Source organism: Mycoplana rhizolycopersici (assembly GCF_013378445.1).
Lineage (GTDB): Bacteria > Pseudomonadota > Alphaproteobacteria > Rhizobiales > Rhizobiaceae > Mycoplana > Mycoplana rhizolycopersici.
The window spans coordinates 206,636-223,682 of the sequence record NZ_JABXYK010000010.1; the positions used below are offsets into that span (position 1 = coordinate 206,636).

The 17,047-nt window shown below is 60.6% G+C and carries 16 protein-coding genes; 8 read left to right on the forward strand and 8 right to left on the reverse strand.

Annotation, left to right across the window (positions count from 1 at the left end):
* Positions 1 to 103 precede the first annotated feature (103 nt).
* The 3 genes from dctP to HV823_RS17425 are packed head-to-tail and all read right to left on the reverse strand — an operon-like array spanning position 104 to position 3,091.
* Positions 104 to 1,198 (reverse strand): TRAP transporter substrate-binding protein DctP, encoded by a 1,095-nt coding sequence (gene dctP, locus HV823_RS17415; protein WP_176950997.1) that lies wholly within the window; start codon positions 1,196 to 1,198, stop codon positions 104 to 106.
* A 46-nt stretch (positions 1,199 to 1,244) separates the two neighbouring features.
* Positions 1,245 to 2,582, reverse strand: a complete 1,338-nt coding sequence (locus tag HV823_RS17420; RefSeq protein ID WP_176950998.1) for a TRAP transporter large permease — start codon at positions 2,580 to 2,582, stop codon at positions 1,245 to 1,247.
* Positions 2,579 to 3,091, reverse strand: coding sequence for a TRAP transporter small permease subunit (locus HV823_RS17425; protein WP_176950999.1), 513 nt, complete (start codon positions 3,089 to 3,091; stop codon positions 2,579 to 2,581). Before HV823_RS17425 ends, HV823_RS17420 begins: the two co-directional genes overlap by 4 nt.
* Before the next feature lie 662 nt (positions 3,092 to 3,753).
* On the opposite strand from HV823_RS17425, the gene HV823_RS17430 reads away from it, so the two are divergent.
* The 3 genes from HV823_RS17430 to HV823_RS17440 all read left to right on the forward strand — a co-directional run bounded on the left by HV823_RS17430 (position 3,754) and on the right by HV823_RS17440 (position 6,733).
* Entirely contained in the window at positions 3,754 to 4,527 is a 774-nt protein-coding gene (locus tag HV823_RS17430; protein WP_176951000.1) for a DeoR/GlpR family DNA-binding transcription regulator, read from the forward strand.
* Positions 4,528 to 5,009: 482 nt separating this feature from the next.
* A complete protein-coding gene (locus tag HV823_RS17435; RefSeq protein ID WP_176951001.1) occupies positions 5,010 to 5,474 on the forward strand; it encodes a hypothetical protein in 465 nt (154 codons plus the stop codon).
* 146 nt (positions 5,475 to 5,620) lie between these two features.
* Entirely contained in the window at positions 5,621 to 6,733 is a 1,113-nt protein-coding gene (locus HV823_RS17440) for an AI-2E family transporter (RefSeq protein ID WP_176951002.1), read from the forward strand.
* A 39-nt stretch (positions 6,734 to 6,772) separates the two neighbouring features.
* Here the strand turns inward: HV823_RS17440 and ppk2 are convergent, their stop codons facing one another.
* The 4 genes from ppk2 to HV823_RS17460 all read right to left on the reverse strand — a co-directional run bounded on the left by ppk2 (position 6,773) and on the right by HV823_RS17460 (position 10,947).
* A complete protein-coding gene (gene ppk2, locus HV823_RS17445) occupies positions 6,773 to 7,597 on the reverse strand; it encodes a polyphosphate kinase 2 (protein WP_176951003.1) in 825 nt (274 codons plus the stop codon).
* Positions 7,598 to 7,627: 30 nt separating this feature from the next.
* Positions 7,628 to 9,340, reverse strand: coding sequence for a SulP family inorganic anion transporter (locus tag HV823_RS17450; RefSeq protein WP_176951004.1), 1,713 nt, complete (start codon positions 9,338 to 9,340; stop codon positions 7,628 to 7,630).
* 102 nt (positions 9,341 to 9,442) lie between these two features.
* Positions 9,443 to 10,600 (reverse strand): HlyD family secretion protein, encoded by a 1,158-nt coding sequence (locus tag HV823_RS17455; protein ID WP_176951005.1) that lies wholly within the window; start codon positions 10,598 to 10,600, stop codon positions 9,443 to 9,445.
* On the reverse strand, positions 10,600 to 10,947 hold the full coding sequence (locus HV823_RS17460; RefSeq protein WP_176951029.1) for a DUF3302 domain-containing protein: 348 nt from the start codon (positions 10,945 to 10,947) through the stop codon (positions 10,600 to 10,602). Before HV823_RS17460 ends, HV823_RS17455 begins: the two co-directional genes overlap by 1 nt.
* 382 nt (positions 10,948 to 11,329) lie before the next feature.
* Between HV823_RS17460 and HV823_RS17465 the strand changes: the two genes are divergently transcribed.
* From HV823_RS17465 to repC, 5 genes are all read left to right on the forward strand, one after another.
* Complete coding sequence (locus HV823_RS17465) at positions 11,330 to 11,626, forward strand: hypothetical protein (RefSeq protein WP_176951006.1); 297 nt, start codon at positions 11,330 to 11,332, stop codon at positions 11,624 to 11,626.
* 377 nt (positions 11,627 to 12,003) lie between these two features.
* A complete protein-coding gene (locus tag HV823_RS27075; protein ID WP_281374103.1) occupies positions 12,004 to 12,132 on the forward strand; it encodes a hypothetical protein in 129 nt (42 codons plus the stop codon).
* A 363-nt stretch (positions 12,133 to 12,495) separates the two neighbouring features.
* Entirely contained in the window at positions 12,496 to 13,692 is a 1,197-nt protein-coding gene (repA, locus tag HV823_RS17470; RefSeq protein WP_343051890.1) for a plasmid partitioning protein RepA, read from the forward strand.
* 99 nt (positions 13,693 to 13,791) lie between these two features.
* The gene (gene repB / locus HV823_RS17475) at positions 13,792 to 14,751 is read left to right on the forward strand and encodes a plasmid partitioning protein RepB (RefSeq protein WP_176951007.1); all 960 of its coding nucleotides are present in this window, start codon (positions 13,792 to 13,794) and stop codon (positions 14,749 to 14,751) included.
* Positions 14,752 to 14,922: 171 nt separating this feature from the next.
* Complete coding sequence (gene repC, locus HV823_RS17480) at positions 14,923 to 16,128, forward strand: plasmid replication protein RepC (protein WP_176951008.1); 1,206 nt, start codon at positions 14,923 to 14,925, stop codon at positions 16,126 to 16,128.
* Between the two features lie 209 nt (positions 16,129 to 16,337).
* Here the strand turns inward: repC and HV823_RS26745 are convergent.
* The coding region (locus tag HV823_RS26745) for an aldehyde dehydrogenase family protein (protein ID WP_425487671.1) at positions 16,338 to 17,047 on the reverse strand (710 nt) is incomplete at its 5' end.

Consider the following 17,047-nt stretch of genomic DNA (forward strand, 5'->3'; position numbering starts at 1 on the left):
TCTGTGCGGGGGCGGTGCCCCATCGGAAACAGTTGTCGGTTCCGTTCCGGCCGCCAGGTCCGCGAACGGCCCGCCGGTTGGGGCGGGCCGAACTGCGCCGGTCTTAGCGGTACGGGTAACCCGCCTTCTGCATGATGGTGGAGTATTTCTTGAACGCTTCCACGACCTTGCCGGAGCGGGGGCTGGAGGACGCCACTTCGTCCCAGAAGCCTTCGCTGTCCTTGACGACCTGGTCCCATTCTTCTGGCGGCAGCGCCGTCAGTTCCATCTTCTCTCCCTCGACGCGCAGCTTCGCTTCGCCCCCCCAGTACCAGATGTCGCGGTAGTAGTGCGACTGGTCGATGGTGATGCGGAAGAGTTCCTGCAGCTGAGGCGGGACCTTCTCCCAGCTTGCGGTGTTGGCGAAATAGCTGCCGAACCAGGCGCCGGTGACGGAGTTCGTCAGCGCATATTTGCAGACATCCGCCCAGCCCACTTCATAGGCTTCGGTGAAGCCGCACCAGGCAACGCCGTCGAGTTCGCCCGTCTGCAGGGCGACTTCGACGTTGTCCCATGGAATCGTCACCGGAACCAGGCCGTAACGCGACAGGAAGCGGCCGGCGGTCGGCACGCCGAACACGCGCAGGCCGTTCATGTCGGCAAGGCTGCGGATCGGCTTGTCGACGGTGAAGATGTGCAGCGGATCCCAGGCGCCGGTGGAAAGCCAGGTGACGTTGTCGACTTCCGCATAGGCTTCTTCCCAGATTTCCTTCAATCCGTAGTACTTGAACAGCGCCGGCACATCGAGGCTGTAGCGGGTTGCGAAGGGGAAGTAGCCGCCGAAGACGGCGATATCGACCGGCGAGGCCATGGTCGCCTCGTCCGACTGCACGGCATCGATCGTGCCGCTCTGCAGGGCGCGGAAGAGGTCGGCGGTCGGCACGAGCTGATCGGCGTAGTAAAGTTCGATTTCCATCTCGCCGTTTGCAGCCTTGTTGAAGGCTTCGATCTGCGGCTTGATCACGTGGGCGCCGAGCGGCGCGCCGGAATAGGTCTGGAGACGCCACTTGATCGGCCCGCTCTGGGCGTTGACATAGGGTGCTGCAAGCGTCGAGCCTGCCACGACCGCCCCGGCACCGAGCCCCGATTTCGTCAGGAAATGACGGCGCGTCGAAAGAATTTTTTCGGATGGGCTTTGATCGGCCTTTTCTTTTGTCATTTTTGTTCTCCTCTGAGGTTGAAACGGGTGGCTGATCCCGGATGGATCAACCCTTCACATTCATCTGTTCGGGAAGCCAGAGCGCGAGACCTGGGAAGATCATCACCAGCGCGATGGTCAGCACCATGATGGCGGCGAACGGCCAGATCGAACGGTAGATGTCGATCAGCGTGATTTCCTTCGGCGCCAGCGAGCGCATCAGGAAGAGGTTGTAGCCGAATGGCGGGGTGATGTAGGCGATCTGGCAGGTGATCGTGTAGAGCACGCCGTACCAGATGAGCTGGTTGTCGAAGCCGAGGTCGAGCACCTTCACCAGTGGGATATAGAGCGGGGCGACGATGACCAGCATGGCCGTGTCGTCAAGGAACATGCCCATGACGATGAAGCTCAGCTGCATCATGATGATGACGGTCCAAGGCGACAGATCCCACTGCCGGATAAAGAGATTCTCGACCGCTTTTACTGCTCCGAGCCCGTCGAAGACCGCGCCGAAGGCGAGCGCTGCCAGGATGAGCCACATGAACATGCAGGAGACACCGAGCGTTTGCATGGACGTGTTGCGGATGAGCTTCCAGTCGAAGCGCCCCTTTGCGATCGCGGCGATTGTCGCGGCGGTCGCGCCGACGGCCGAACTTTCGACGAGGCTGGTGTAGCCGAAGACGAACAGTCCGGTCATGAAGAAGAAGATGGCGAAGGGAATGATGCCCGCGCGCGCCAGTGCGAGCTTTTCGCGCAGGGGCATATTGAGTTCCTCATCGCTCACGGTCGGGGCGAGCTTCGGGTTCATCCGCGCGCGGATGACGATATAGATGATGAACAGCGTCGCCATCAGAAGCCCGGGAACGACACCGGCGAACCAGAGCTTGGAGACGGGCTGACGAGCGATCATGCCGTAGAGCACAAGTACGACCGACGGCGGAATGAGGATGCCGAGCGACGAACCGCCCTGTACCACGCCCGAGATAAGCACCTTGTCGTAGCCACGGCGGATCATTTCCGGCAGTGCGATGGTGGCGCCGATCGCCATGCCGGCAACCGAAAGCCCGTTCATTGCCGATATAATGACCATGAGGAAGATCGTGCCGACGGCGAGACCTCCGGTGAACCGGCCGAACCACACATGCAGCATCTTGTAGAGATCTTCGGCGATGCCTGCCTCGGCCAGGATGTAGCCCATGTAGATGAACATGGGCAGCGTCAGCATGGCGTACCAGTTGAAGAGCTTGAAGACCTGGTTGAACGGCAGTTCGATAGCGCCAGGCCCATAAAGCAGAAGGGCAGCCGCCGAGGCGACGAAGCCAATGGCTGCAAAGACGCGTTGGCCGGTTGCCAGCAGCAACATCATCGACGCGAACATCAAGAGCGCGATCATTTCATAGCTCATGCGAGCTCCTTTTCGCGCAGCGTATCGATATGCTTGAAGACTTCCGCAATCGACTGCATCAGCATCAGGATGAGACAGGCCACCAGCAGCGACTTGATCGGAATGACCGACGGATTCCAAATGGAGAAACGCTTCTCATTCGTCTCGATCGCATAGATCAGGCTGGAGATGCTGCCGATAAGCAGCACGGCGAGGTAGAAGATCATGCAGCCGATCGTCGCGAGATCGATGCGGGCCTTGCCGCGTGTCGAAAGCGTCGAGTACCAGAGGTCCATTCGGACATGCGAATTGTTCTTGATCGTGATCGGGCCGCCCATGAAGTAATAGGCCGCGAGTATGAACTGGGTGAGTTCCACGGCCCAGTGCACGGGCATCTTGATCAGGTTTCGTGTGATGGCGTCGAAGATAAGTGCCCCGCCCATTAGGAAAATCAGCGAAGCGGCCAGGTAGCCGACATAGTCGGAAATCCTGTCCATCATCCGCACGTAACTGGCGATCAGACCACGCATCGGTAGCCCCCCGCCCTCAATGCTGCGTCTTTCGAATTCACGCATTCACTCCATTTGCCGGTCGATTTCTGGCAACGGGACCGCGATATGCCTTCGCGGCAGCCGGAATTTTTCAGGAGGGTACAAGCGGGCGCAAAGCCGCGACTTCGCCATACGATCGAACTTCGGTGGACCGAATGGTCATTCCAACAAATAGGTTCGGTACGCCGCGAGCGGTGCCCGGGAAGGAGTGCGTCCGCCCCCTTCTTCGTACCTGGTACGCCTGCGGCGCTAAGGCGAAAAGGGTGATATCTGGATCTGAAACATTGCGTTCCCCAACGGCTGCATTTGGTCAGCTATGCGTGTCTGTTTTTTTCACTGCACCCCCGCACTCTAGCCGGTTCGGCGGAGAAGAAAAGTCCAATTTTCATAATAATTGCCCATTCGGGTAATTTTAGGCGCCAGGTTTTGTTGTTTCAGTCATTTCTCATTCTCGAAATTGACCGAACGGGTGTTGTGGCGTACAAGGCAGGTGAGCCTGGAGGGCGCATGCCGGGTAACTGCTGCGGCGAGCCTCCGTCGATGCAGCGCTTGTATGTCGGGCAGCTTCTTGCCATAAGCCCGCCGCAAACACGGTGCCAGAGGGTGCAATGACCGAAGGCGGGCTTCGGCTGGGGGATAACTTGCAACCATCACAGCGCTACGAGGAAATAGGACGCCTTCTTGACCATTCAGGCGAGATGGCGGTCGAGGAGTTTGCCGAGCGGCTCGGCGTATCGCGCGAAACCATCCGCCGCGATCTTTCACGGCTCGACGCGATGGGCAAGCTACGCAAGTTTCACGGCGGCGCCCGGTCGGTGGCGCGGTCGGGGGCGGCCATCGAAAAGGAAGGTCCGTTCGCGCACCGAATGGCCGAAAACGCCGAGGCGAAGATCAGGATAGGAAAAGCCGCGAGCCGCCTGTTCGCGCGCGACGATTCCCTTTTCATCGATACCGGCAGCACGACGATTGCGATGGCGCAGGCGTTGGCCAAGCTGCAGGGACTGGTCGTGATCACGAATTCGCCGCGTATTGCCGCGACGGTCGCGGACAACGGCAGCCATAAGGTCTTTCTCATCGGTGGCGCCTACGGAGCCGATGCGGGGGAAAGCCTTGGTGCGCTGGCGCTGGAGCAGATCGCCAAGTTTCGCGCTCGCCACGTCGTTCTGACGATCGGTGCAATTGATGAGACGTCGATCATGGATTTCGACGTGCAGGAAGCGGAAATCGCCAAGGCCATGATCGAGCGGGCCGAGCGGATCACGGTGCTGGCAGATCACAGCAAGTTCGATCGGCGCGCCGTCTTCGAAGTGGCATCGCTTTCCGAAGTCGATACGCTCGTCACGGATGTTCGGCCGCCTGCGGCCATGGTGGACGCGCTGACATCGGCAGGTGTCGAACTGATCGTCGCCGATTGAGGCTCGTGAAGCCCCGGATTGGCGTGCCGAGGGTGCGAACTAAAGCTTGCGTGCTTCACGCCGCCGCCCGCGCATCGATGCCAACCACATTCCCGCCAAGAGAGCCGGCCCGATGGGCCGCGCAGCCCTTGCATGGCCGGCTGTCGCGGTCGCCTTGGGAGGCTTTCCGTGGTCCGCCGTACCGTGGACCGAGCCGCGTCTACCGTATGCCCGCCGCACTGTCGACGGCGAAACTTCGTCCACCGCTTGGACGTGATTTTGACGTTTGCGCTCCTGTATTTGGTTGATCGCTGCGCGGCGTGTGAACTGCACGGCACGGCGCGTGCATTCCCCTTCCGCATACAGAACTCGTTCGTTTGCGCCGCCGCTCGCTGGCGCAATACCGTGCGGATCGGTATATTACCCATAGTCTCCCGTATGATACTGCGATCGATGCAGGAGGAGGCGTAGCTTTTCCCGGTGTCTGGCTGTGGAGAACCCCAATGACCGACAAGCCGAATCCGAGCAGTGCCGTCGTCAGTGCCGAGGATCTGCGCAGGCAGATGCTCGAAACACAACTTGCCGACATGGAGAAAGAGGACAAGCTGAGAGAGCGCAAACGGGAGGAACTGGCGAAGTTCACCGATGATTTCTTCAACAAGCATGTCGGCCCTCAGGAACAGAGCCTGATCCGCAACGTGGTGGCGCGTGCGGTGAAGGATGGAAAGATGGAAGCGCTCGTCTACACGTTTCCCTCCGACTTCTGCAGCGACAGCGGCCGCGCCATCAACAGTGCAGACCCCGATTGGCCGCAGACCCTTCAAGGCAAGGCCAAGGAACTCTACGATCGCTTCAAGGAAGTGGCTCAACCTCAAGGATACCGGCTGAAGGCCATGGTGATCAACTTTCCCGGCGGCGTGCCTGGTGATATCGGCTTCTATTTGAACTGGGAGCCGCCCGCCGCGTAGATCGCATCACGCTCCGCGGCTAGGCCCGGCGTGCTCCGGGGCGGTGCGCGCGCCATCTCCCGGTATCGGATTTGACGCCGGGGGAGTCGAGGTTCAGGCTCGTCGCAAGCGTCATAGCATGTGATCCGGTTGCCATGGGGAAGGCCATGAACGACGCTCCCTACCCCGCCCCGCAAGCCGAGAGCGGCGGCCCTGCGGCGATCGAACCGCGCATCACCGATTTCGTGCGGCTCGGCGTTCTGGCGCTGTTTGCCTATTGGTCCTATACCCTGGTGGCGCCCTTCCTCGTGATCGTGATCTGGGCGGCGATACTGACGGTCGCGCTCTATCCGTGCTATCGCGCTCTGCGCGTCGCACTTGGCGGGAGCAGGCGCCTTGCCGCGATCATGCTCACCTTCATCAGCCTCGGCATCATCATCGGGCCGCTCGCGGCCATCGCCCTGAACTTCATCGAAGCGACGCACTGGGTGCTTGCGAAGATCGAAAGCGGGTCGCTCAAGATCCCGGCCCCATCGGAGAGCGTCCGCGCCTGGCCGGTGATGGGTGAAAAGCTGTATGAGGCCTGGAACCTGGCGTCGAGCAATCTGGCTGGCATGATCCAGCGATTTGAACCGACGTTCATGCAGGCAGGAGGCTACGTCATCGGCAAGGCGGCCGGGTTCGGGCTCGACCTTATCGGGTTTATGGCGTCGGTGATTGTCGCCGGCTTCATGTTCGGACACGGGGAGCAACTGGCTGCGTCCGTAGGTCGCGTCGCCGAGCGCGTCGGTGGAGACCGCGGCATCGGTTTCATGGGCCTGGCGGGTGCGACCATTCGAAGCGTCGCAACGGGTGTGATCGGCGTCGCCCTTCTGCAGTCGTTTCTTGTCGGCGTCGTGCTCTATCTCTTCCAGGTGCCCGCCTCCGGCGGATTGACATTCGCCGTCATGATCCTGTGCATCGTGCAGATCGGGCCGGCGCCGGTTTTGCTGCCAATCGTCATATGGGCCTGGATCACCAAGGATTTCACCTATGCGCTCGGGCTCACGCTGCTTCTGGTGCCAGTGGCAGCGCTCGACAACGTCATAAAGCCCATCCTTGTCTCGCGCGGCCTTTCGACCCCCATGCTGGTCATCCTGATGGGCGTCATCGGCGGCACGCTTTCCTATGGCCTGATCGGGCTTTTCCTCGGGCCGATCGTGCTCAGCGTCTTCTACGATCTGCTCATCGCCTGGGTTAAGGTGGCGCCTGCGCGCCGGGACGATGGCCCACCTGCCTGAATACGTGGAGGGACCGGTGCAGGATCCCGCTCCTCCGCCTCAGGCCACATCCGGCACGAACTTCAAAGGAAGCTTGTCTGGCTCGTAATTTTCCGGCCGTTTCTGGCGCTTGCCGAGATCAGGCACATCGAACTTTACCTTCTCGTAAGGGATCGACTTGAGAATGTGGGAAATGCAGTTGATACGCGCCCGCTTCTTGTCGTCGGACGGCACGATCCACCATGGCGCATGCTCGGTATCCGTGGCCCGCAGCATTTCGTCATAAGCGCGCGAGTATTCCCACCACTTGCGATAGGATTCGACGTCCATGGGGCTCAACTTCCACTGTCGCACGGGGTCATCGATGCGGCGCCGGAATCGCCGCTCCTGCTCGTCCTCGCTGACTGTCATGAAGTACTTGAGAAGAATGGTTCCGCTTTCGATAATCGCGGCCTCGAAGCGCGGCGCCAGTTCGAGAAAGCGCCTTGCCTTCTTCTCACTGCAGAAGCCCATTACGCGGTCGACGCCGGCACGATTGTACCAGCTGCGGTCAAAGATCACGATTTCTCCGCCGGCCGGCAAGTGGGCGATGTAGCGCTGCATGTACATCTGTGTCTTCTCGCGGTCGCTCGGCGCCGGCAGCGCGGCGACCCGAAAGACGCGTGGGCTGACGCGTTCGGTGATACGCTTGATGACGCCTCCCTTCCCCGCGGCGTCGCGTCCCTCGAAGATTATCACGATGCGGGCTCCGGATTTCTTCACCCAGGCCTGCAGATGGGCGAGCTCGGTCTGCAGCTTTTCCATCTGCTTGTTGTAGTCCTGCACTTTCCCTCCCGCCTTGGCATCCGAATGGGGACCTGCGGCCTCTTCATGCTTCTTGTTCATCTCCAAGTCTCCTCAAGGTGAAACCATTGCCTACTTGTCGCGAGGCGCCCCATTCTCGATTTCCATTACACGGAAGGACTGAAGGGCGTCGTCCAGGTCCTCGAACACAAAGGATCGGCCCACTTGTCCGATCAGGCCGGCTCGCTCCAGCAGCGCTTTTGCATCGGCATGAAGTTGGGCAAAACACAGGGTAACGCCGCGGCCCTGCAGGTCGTTGCGGACGTCCTCCAGCATTGCCGCAGCCGTACTGTCCATCTGCGCGATCGCGCCGGCGTCGAGAACGAACCAGCGCGTATCCGCCGGCATCGTCTCGGCGATTTCTTTGAGCCGTGCGCGGACGAAATCCGTGTTGAAGAACAGCAGGTTCCCCTGCAGCATCCACACGACAAGGCCCGGTACACCCTTCGCCTCCGGAAAACGGTGCAGTTTGTAGAAACCGTCATGGGTCGGAATACGCCCGAGGAATGCGTCACGCGGATACATCATGTTGCGCAGCAGATAGACGAGCGTTGCCGCGATTGCGATGATGACGCCGTTCAGAACGCCGAAGCTGATGGCGCCCGACATCGCAATCAGTGCGAAGACGAACTCCATCCGGCTGATGCGCCAGACCTGGCGCAGTTCATGCACATCGATCAGGCTGAGGGCGGCGGAAACGAGGATGGCGGCCAGCGCCGCCACCGGAAGGATCCGCAGAGCGTCGTTGAGGAACAGCAAGGTTGTGAGCAGTGCACCGGCCGATACCAGGCCCACGAGCTGCGTATGGCCGCCGACCGACAGGTTGATCGCCGTGCGTGAATCGGAAAAGCTGATCGGAAAGGCACCGAAGAAGCCAGCCGCCGCCTGTGCGCTGCCGAGGCCGAGCAGTTCCTTGTTGGCGTCGACCGTCTCTCCCGTTCGCGCGCCGAAGCTGCGGGCGGCGACGATGCCGGATCCGAAGCTGACCAGAAAGATGGCGGCGGAGCCCAGGATGATGCGGTCCACCGGCAGCCCTTCGACCAGGGGCAACGAGAACGATGGCAGGCTGCTGGGAATGTCGCCGACGACGGCGATGCCGTGCGAGCGGAGATCGAACAGCGCCGACAGTACGACCGCCAGCACAACCACGATGACGGGGCCGGGGATCGGCGACTTCATTGCCCGCGCCGCCTGCAGGACGAGGAACATGCCTGCCGCAAGCCAGACGGTCGGCCAATGGATAAGGGCCGCCTTTCCGGCGAGCTCGACCAAAGGTGCGATCAGTCCGTCCGCCTCTATCTTGACCCCTGTCAGACGCCCGAGCTGGCCGATGAGGATCGAGATCGAGATGCCTGCGAAGAAGCCGACCAGGATCGGTCGCGACAGAAATGTGGCGAGCACGCCCAGCCGCAAAAGGCTCGCTCCCAGGCAAGCGATCCCGACCCCGAGTGCGAGGATTGACGCCAATGTCACGCGATCCACCTGCGTGTTTGCTGGCATTTCGGCGATGATCGCCGCCATCGCCGCTGCAAGGACCGTCATCGTGCCTGCATCGGGGCCGACCACGAGTCTGCGCGAGACGCCGAAGATCGCATAGGCGATCGGTGCCACGATGCTTGCATAGATTCCGGTCTGCGGGGGAAGCCCCGCGATTGCAGGATAGGCTATCGCACTTGGAAGGCCGACCGCGGCAACCGAAAGCCCGGCCGAAATGTCGTTGCGCAGCCAGTCGAGCCGATAGCCCGAAAGCCCTCTGAAGAGCGGCAGGGAAAAGTTGGCGCTCATCTGGCCCCCCTTTTCCACTGGAGGAGTCGTGGCCGGCGATCACAACCTGACTTGACGGTGGCGGCGTTGCAGCTCGATGTGTTGCGCCCCCTCCCGCTCATCTCAGTGCTCCAGGAAGACGTAGTTCATCCAGGCGCTCATCCGCAGCAATACCTTGCGCAAGATCGAAACGTGGTGCCAGTGATGCGTGTAGACGGCCACCTCGGCCACCACGCCTCCCGGCAACTGGAAGGCGCTCGTATCATCGAGAATATCGATCCGGGCGAGCGTCTGACCCGCCGGCAGGCGTTCGGGCGATTGCGGATCGAGGAGGGCTCCGGTTGGCTGCAACTGTCCCTGCGCCATAACGTCGATGACGGCGCCGACCTTTGCCTTGAAGATCCTGCCCGGCACGGCCTTGAAGGAGACCTCTGCTTCGTCGCCGACAGTGACGCGCTGCAGAGAGTTCTGGATGAATGAGGCAGCGAGCATGCGATCCTCGCTGTTAATGAAGACCAGTACGGGGCGCAACGGCAACGGGTTCGCCATCATGCCGGGACGAAGGAAGACCTGCGTGACATATCCGTCGCTGGGAGCCCGGACGGTGGTCTGGTCGAGTTCGAATTCCGCATTGCGGAGCTCGGCCGTCAAACGCGCAACCGCCGGATTTACGCCGTTGATCTGCGATTCATAGGCAAGGCGGGCCTGCATGGCCTGGGCTTCCGCAATGCCGACAGCGGCAACCTGTGCCAGATAGAGCCCGCGCCTGTTCTCGACTTCCAGTTCCGAGACCGCCGATTCACCCGTGCGCTCCTTCGATGTCAGGTAGATCTCCTGATAACGCTCGAAGCTCTGTTGCGCCCGGTCCCGATCCGCTAGCGTGCCTTGGACGGCGGAGTTTGCGGCATCCATGGCAGCCTTCAATTGCCGGACCGCCTGCATGGCTTCGGCAAGTGCCGCCTTCTTCTCGTCGACAGTGAATTGGTACGGCCGCGGGTCGATGCGGAACAGCACGTCTCCCTTCTTCAGTGGCACGTTCGATTGTACCGGCACGTCGACCACGATACCGCCGACGGCGGGTATCACCGGCGCGGAGGTGAAGTAGATGCGTCCGTCGCTGGAATAGGGGTGGTTGTAGCTCATCAGCAGCAAGAGGCTGGCGATCAGGAAGATGCCGCCAAGCACAGCCGTGGACACGGTCCACTGGTTCACCGGAATTCGGAATATCTTGAAGACGGCTATGCAGATGGCGGCATATGTCAGGATGAGCAGCAGATCCATCAGGCGGGCTCCCTCGTCTGCAGTTTGAGCTGCTCCTCAAGTTCCCGGACACGAGCCTGGAGCACGGCGACCTCCGCATTCGCCTCGGCTTCGGTCTGCAACTTGCCATCAGGCCGAATGCCCCAGCCTCGGTCTTCCCGGTAAAGGGACGCCCAGATGAAAAGGAATGGCCAGATCGCATGGAGCGTGAAGAGGCTGACCCAGCCGGCGATGTGGATCGCGTCCTGGTGGGGATGATTGCGCCCCTTGGCTATCAAATGAGGAATATCGTGGATCGCAATGACCCCGTAGAAGAGCGTGAGGACAACGAAGATCAGGACACCGAGAGCAAAATAATCAAGGAACACGTCCAGCCCTCCGCTGCGCCACGAACCACCGCAAGGCGCTCCAAATCCTGCACGAAGGGAGCTGGAGCTCATGTTCACCCTAACGCGCATTTTCCATCGATGCCCGTAGCATCGCGTAGGCTCTATCGGCGGAACCTGATGCGGTGCCGCTGCCGTCTTTCACACGGCGGCACTTCGGCAGGAGGAAGAACAGCGGTGTGTGACCGGCAACGGTTTGATGAGCGTGCAGGCCCGTTGAACTGCGTGCATTCGGCTTCTATCCCTCCCCCGCCTGCCGCCGCACACACCTGTATTCTCAGGTATCTTACGCCCGCCCGCCACCGCTGCACGATATGCTAGGTGAGAGAGTGACATCTCGGCCTCGAGTGGTCGGAGGAGTGAGATGGTGACAGGATCGGGACCCCATACGGACAAGGCCCAAGGGCTGGCTTCGGCACTTCGACGGTTTCCCACGCACGCCGCCCAGATCCACACGCTGATCGAGCGCAACGAGAGCTTTCGCGGGATGTGCGAGGATTTGGCCTGTGTCGAGCGCGCGCTTCTGTCTGTCGATGAATTGCCAGAAATCATTCGCGCTGCGCGCCGCGTGGAATTCGTGCAGATGGCGGATAGTCTTGCGGCGGAGATCGAGCGCGCACTGGGCCAGATCAAGGTCTCCGCACGGAAGCTCTTTGAATAGAACGCCGTTCAGCGTGGGCTCTGCTGTTGTCGAGTGGAGAGGGAGGGCCAGCCGCTGAGAGGCGTCAGGACGGATCGATGACGTCTTCCTGTGCGTCCAGCGTGCCGTCAGGTTGTCTGACCGGCACACTGGCGATGTTGACGACCGCAATGAGCATGGCCGCAATGATTATAACTGCCATGATTGCCTGCAGACCGGTGCGTGCTTGAAGCTTGTTCATGAGACGCCAACGGGATTTGCCGCAGATGGTTCCGACAGTCATATCTGAAAGGTTGTCGGATTGATGGGCGTGTCGGGCACTGATCCTGATGCTGTTGCCTAAATGCACTCGACTCTCGCCCCGGGCAATGTTTCGTTGACGCGCGGAGGATCCCGGTATGACTTACGAGTGGGATGGAGTGCGAGCCAAGCGGACCTTCATATGGAAAGCCGTGTCGATCGTGGCCGCCACGCTCGTTTCCGTGGGCGTTCCGATCTGGATCGTGCTCACCGCCTTGCATTATTGAATCCTGCGCTTGGCTGGCGTCCCGAGCGCCTGGCGTGGTGCCTCTGCCATCCGCGGTGATTCTCTTCAGATGCTTGTATGGCCGACATTTACAGGCGAATCGTAACGCCGGAACGCATACTCCTGCGGGTTGTGCACCGATAAAATTCCAGGGACTTTCATTCCTGCAGAATGCAACCGCCATGATTTAAGTGTCGGTAATTGTTATTGAAAATGAGTTGTTTCACAGCTTTTGGTTCTATTGCGGGCGAGAGATAACCCTCTGTTAACCTTAAATCACTTGCCAAGCTGCGTGGAATCGTTTGACCATCCGCACGGCGAAATGCTGTGTTTACGAAAATTTCCGTGTGTACGAGAGGAAGTCGTGGAGAATCCCCGCCAGCTTCAGAAGGCGATCCATAAGCTGATTGGCGCGCATGCGCGCGATCTTTCGGCGCGCCTGCACGAACATCGCTTGAAACTCTATCCGCCGGAAGCCCGGAAATCATTGCGCGCGTTCTCTTCGATCGAGGCCGCCAAGCTGATCGGCGTCAACGACGGTTATCTCCGCCACCTTTCGATAGAGGGCAAGGGCCCGCAGCCGGAGGTCGGGTCTAACGGGCGCCGTTCCTATTCCGTCGAGACGATCCAGGCGCTTCGCGAATATCTTGAGGCAAACGGCAAGAACGACCGCCGATACCTGCCCCGCCGGAGCGGCAATGAACATCTGCAGGTCATCGCTGCTGTGAACTTCAAGGGCGGGAGCGGCAAGACGACGACGGCCGCGCACCTGGCGCAATACCTCGCCCTCAATGGCTATCGCGTGCTTGCGATCGATCTCGATCCGCAAGCCAGTATGTCTGCGCTGCACGGATACCAGCCGGAATTCGACGTCGGGGAGAATGAGACGCTCTACGGCGCCGTTCGCTACGACAGCGAACGGCGCGACCTCCGCGACATCATCAAGAAGACGTATTTCACAAACCTCGACCTGGTGCCCGGTAACCTCGAGCTGATGGAGTTCGAGCACGATACGGCGCGGGTTCTGGCGTCGAACGACCGCAAGAACATCTTCTTCACGCGGATGGACGACGCGATCGCCGGCGTTGCAGACGACTACGATGTCGTCGTGATCGACTGCCCGCCACAGCTCGGCTTCCTGACGATTTCGGCGCTCTGCGCGGCAACGGCGGTTCTCGTCACCGTCCATCCGCAGATGCTCGACGTGATGTCGATGTGCCAGTTCCTGCTAATGACGTCGGAACTGCTCAGTGTGGTGGCCGATGCCGGCGGCAGCATGGACTACGACTGGATGCGATATCTCATCACCCGCTACGAGCCGGGTGACGGTCCGCAGAACCAGATGGTATCATTCATGCGGACCATGTTCGGCGAGCACGTTCTGAACCATCCCATGCTGAAAAGCACGGCCGTATCCGATGCGGGGATCACCAAGCAGACGCTCTACGAAGTCAGCCGGGACCAGTTCCACCGCAACACCTATGACCGCGCCATGGAGGCGCTGGACTCCGTCAACGGCGAGATTGCCCAACTGATCGAAACGGCCTGGGGACGCAAATGACCGTTGGGGCAAGATTCCGGATCGCAGCGTTGCCAGCCGGCAACTTGGCGCGTGATGGCGTAACGCAACACGCGATCGCTTTGGTGAAAGGAGCCACCAATGGCTAGAAAACATCTGCTGTCGGATCTTGTCGGCGTGCGTCTGCCGGACGGAGAGCCCGTGGAGGGCGAAAAGGCGCGCGAGGCCCCCCCTGCCCCGCACTATGCGCCGCGCGGCGCGATCGGGGCGGTTTCGCGCTCGATCGAAATGCTCAAGTCGCAGTCGCTGGTTGAGCTTGATCCCGACCTGATCGATACGCCGAAGGTGACCGATCGTCTCGAGGAGGCGCCGGAGCATTTCGAAGAGTTTGCCCGGCAGATCAAGGAGCACGGCCAGCAGGTTCCGATCCTGGTGCGCCCGCACCCGGACATCGATGGCCGATACCAGATCGCCTACGGTCGCAGGCGTCTGCGCGCCGTCAAGGCGGCTGGCATGCTTGTCAAGGCGGCCGTCAAGCCGCTGAGTGACGAAGAGCTGGTCCTGGCGCAGGGGCAGGAAAACAGCGCCCGTCACGATCTCTCATTCATCGAGCGTGCCCTCTATGCCGCCGAGCTGGAAGTCAATGGATACAGCCGGCAGATCATTATGGCCGCGCTCGGCGTCGACAAGACCGGGCTTTCCCGGCTGATCTCTTCGGCCGTCAGCGTACCGGCGGAGTTTATCCGCGCAATCGGCCCCGCCCCCAAGGCAGGGCGTGATCGCTGGATCGAATTTGCCGCAAGGCTGGAGCGCAACGGCGCTTTGGAACTCGTGCGCAGCGAACTGGTCAGCGGCAGGCTTACCAGTCTGTCGTCCGACGACCGGTTCGTACGCCTGTTCGATCTGATCGCGCCGAAGAAGCCGAAGACGGCAAAAGCCCATGTCTGGTTGGCGGACGATGGGAGCAAGCCGGCACGCTACAAGCAGGATGAGCGCAGTTTCACACTGGTCCTCGACGAGAAGGTGGCTCCCGATTTCGGCGAGTTCATCCTTTCCTCGCTTCCGGACCTGTACGCCGCGTTCAAGAAGACGAAGCAGTAACCGATAGAACGCAAAAGGGAGCAGCAGCGCAAAGAAAAAGCCCTCCGAAACGGTGTTCCGAAAGGCTTCTCTCAGTTTGGTCGCTAAGAGAATCGCATTTCCCGGAATCACAGTCAAGAGTCCACGTCGTTTTCGGCGAAGCCTTTTCTTTGCCTTTTGAAAGGTAAGAAAATGGATAGTGGATATGTGACGACGCCCTTCGGGCGGCGGTCGATGACGCTTGCCCTGGTGCAACGTCAAAAGCAGGCGATGGAAGTCCCCGAAGGAAAGGCGGTCGACAAATGGCGCGTGTTGCGGGATGCGGCTGATGCCAGAAGCCTGCTCGGGCTCCAGGACCGTGCGCTGGCGGTCCTCAATGCGCTGATATCGTTCTATCCGGGGCAGGAATTGAGCAGCGATGCGGGCCTGGTCGTCTTCCCGTCCAACGCACAGCTGACTGCGCGCGCCAACGGCATCGCCGGCACCACGCTGCGAAAGAATCTCGCCGCACTTGTGAACGCCGGACTGATTGTCCGCAAGGATAGCCCCAACGGCAAGCGCTACGCCCGCAAGAACGATGATGGTGCTGTCGAGGAAGCCTTCGGCTTCAGCCTGGCACCGCTCTTGGTCCGTTCCGAGGAACTCGCTGAGATGGCGCAGCAGGTTGCCGCCGAACAGCGCCGCTTCCGTCTTCTGAAGGACAGATTGACGGTCTGCCGCCGGGACGTCCGTAAGCTCATCAGCGCTGCAATCGATGAGGGAGCGCCAGGAGACTGGGACGCGATCGAGGCCTGCTACATCGATATCGTGGGGCGGATTCCACGAAGGCCGACCGCCGAAAATCTGGAAAATCTTGCGGACGAACTGGCCCTGTTGAGGGACGAGGTTGTCAACCGACTGGAAAAACAGGAATTTTTCAAAAAAAGCGATGGCAATGACAACGTATTCAGTTGCCACATACAGAATTCAAATACCGAATCCAGCAATGAACTTGAACCTAGCTCTCGAAAAGAGCAGGGCGAAAAATCGAAGCGACCCATGCGGCAAGCGGGACCGATCAATCCGCTACCGCTTGAAATGGTGTTGCGGGCCTGCCCCGAGAGCAAACCGTTCGGTCCGAGTGGCGTTGTCGGCAATTGGCGTGACTTCATGCTGGCCGCCGTCACCATTCGCTCGATGCTGGGCATAAGTCCCTCGGCCTATGAGGAGGCGTGCGAGATCATGGGGCAAGCGGCCGCGGCGACGGTGGTGGCCTGTATCTACGAGCGCGCAGGCCATATCAATTCCGCGGGCGGTTATTTGCGCGACCTGACCGGAAAGGCCAAGCGCGGGGAGTTCTCCCTCGGCCCGATGGTGATGGCGCTGCTTCGCACGGGAGCAGGAAAAGCAGTGGGATGACTTTCGGTTGCTGGGTTTTCAGCTCATCGGAGCCGCTTTTCTCTCGGCGGAAAGGAAGAGGCAGGACGATGCCGCGTTCGTTCATCGCTCGTTGGCGAGCTTGCGCAGTCTAGCGTGAAGCTTGATGTCCGGTGGACGCCAGAACCGGTACAGATTGTCTGGCGGACATGATTTCGCAGGCCCGCTGCTGCGAAAGACCCATCACGCCTTCAGGTGGGTGACGGCGTAACGTTCGGCGGCGGCCCCTGCCCTTTTTGCGAAAAGCTCGCGGGGAGAGCCATGCCGAAGTATTTGGCTATGAAACGCAGGTTCTGAAATCCGTGCTTGCGGTAGGGGTCGTCCGCGTAGATGCCGGATTGATACGCTCCGGTGGCCTTGATTTCGAGGAAGGCCGAAATTCGCCGTGTTCGCGGCCGTTGCCGGACTGCTTGAAGCCGGCCGAAGGGCGATGCCGCGTCCCAGTCCGCCCGCGCAATTGGCGAGCGATCCGGCGTGCCGTGGCATTGTCCTTCGTCTCGATGTAGACGGTGAGGCCATAGATCGTGTCGTTGGCGAAGATGTTGGCGGATTGGCCGGCCCAGTGCCTGATGCACGCGCTTGATCTTGTCGGCCTTCGCGACGGCAACCCCCGCACGGGTCGAATTGGTGATCGACATCATGTCGATGTCCGGGTGGCGGGACATCGCCTCCCGGACAATGCGGCCCTCACCGTTGAGATAGTTGTAGACGACCGGCGGGAATCCCGCCTCGTGCACCATCTCGCTGAAACGGATGGAACTGAGCGGCGAATATTCGCTAGAGTCTGTCAGGGCTAGGCTGCACCATAGCCTGCATGTCGCAGATAGTTCGAGCACTCCTGCGGCGTAAAGAGCTGCAGGAGATCGCCGACGCGCCTCCATGTTGTTTCGACGGTTCGTTC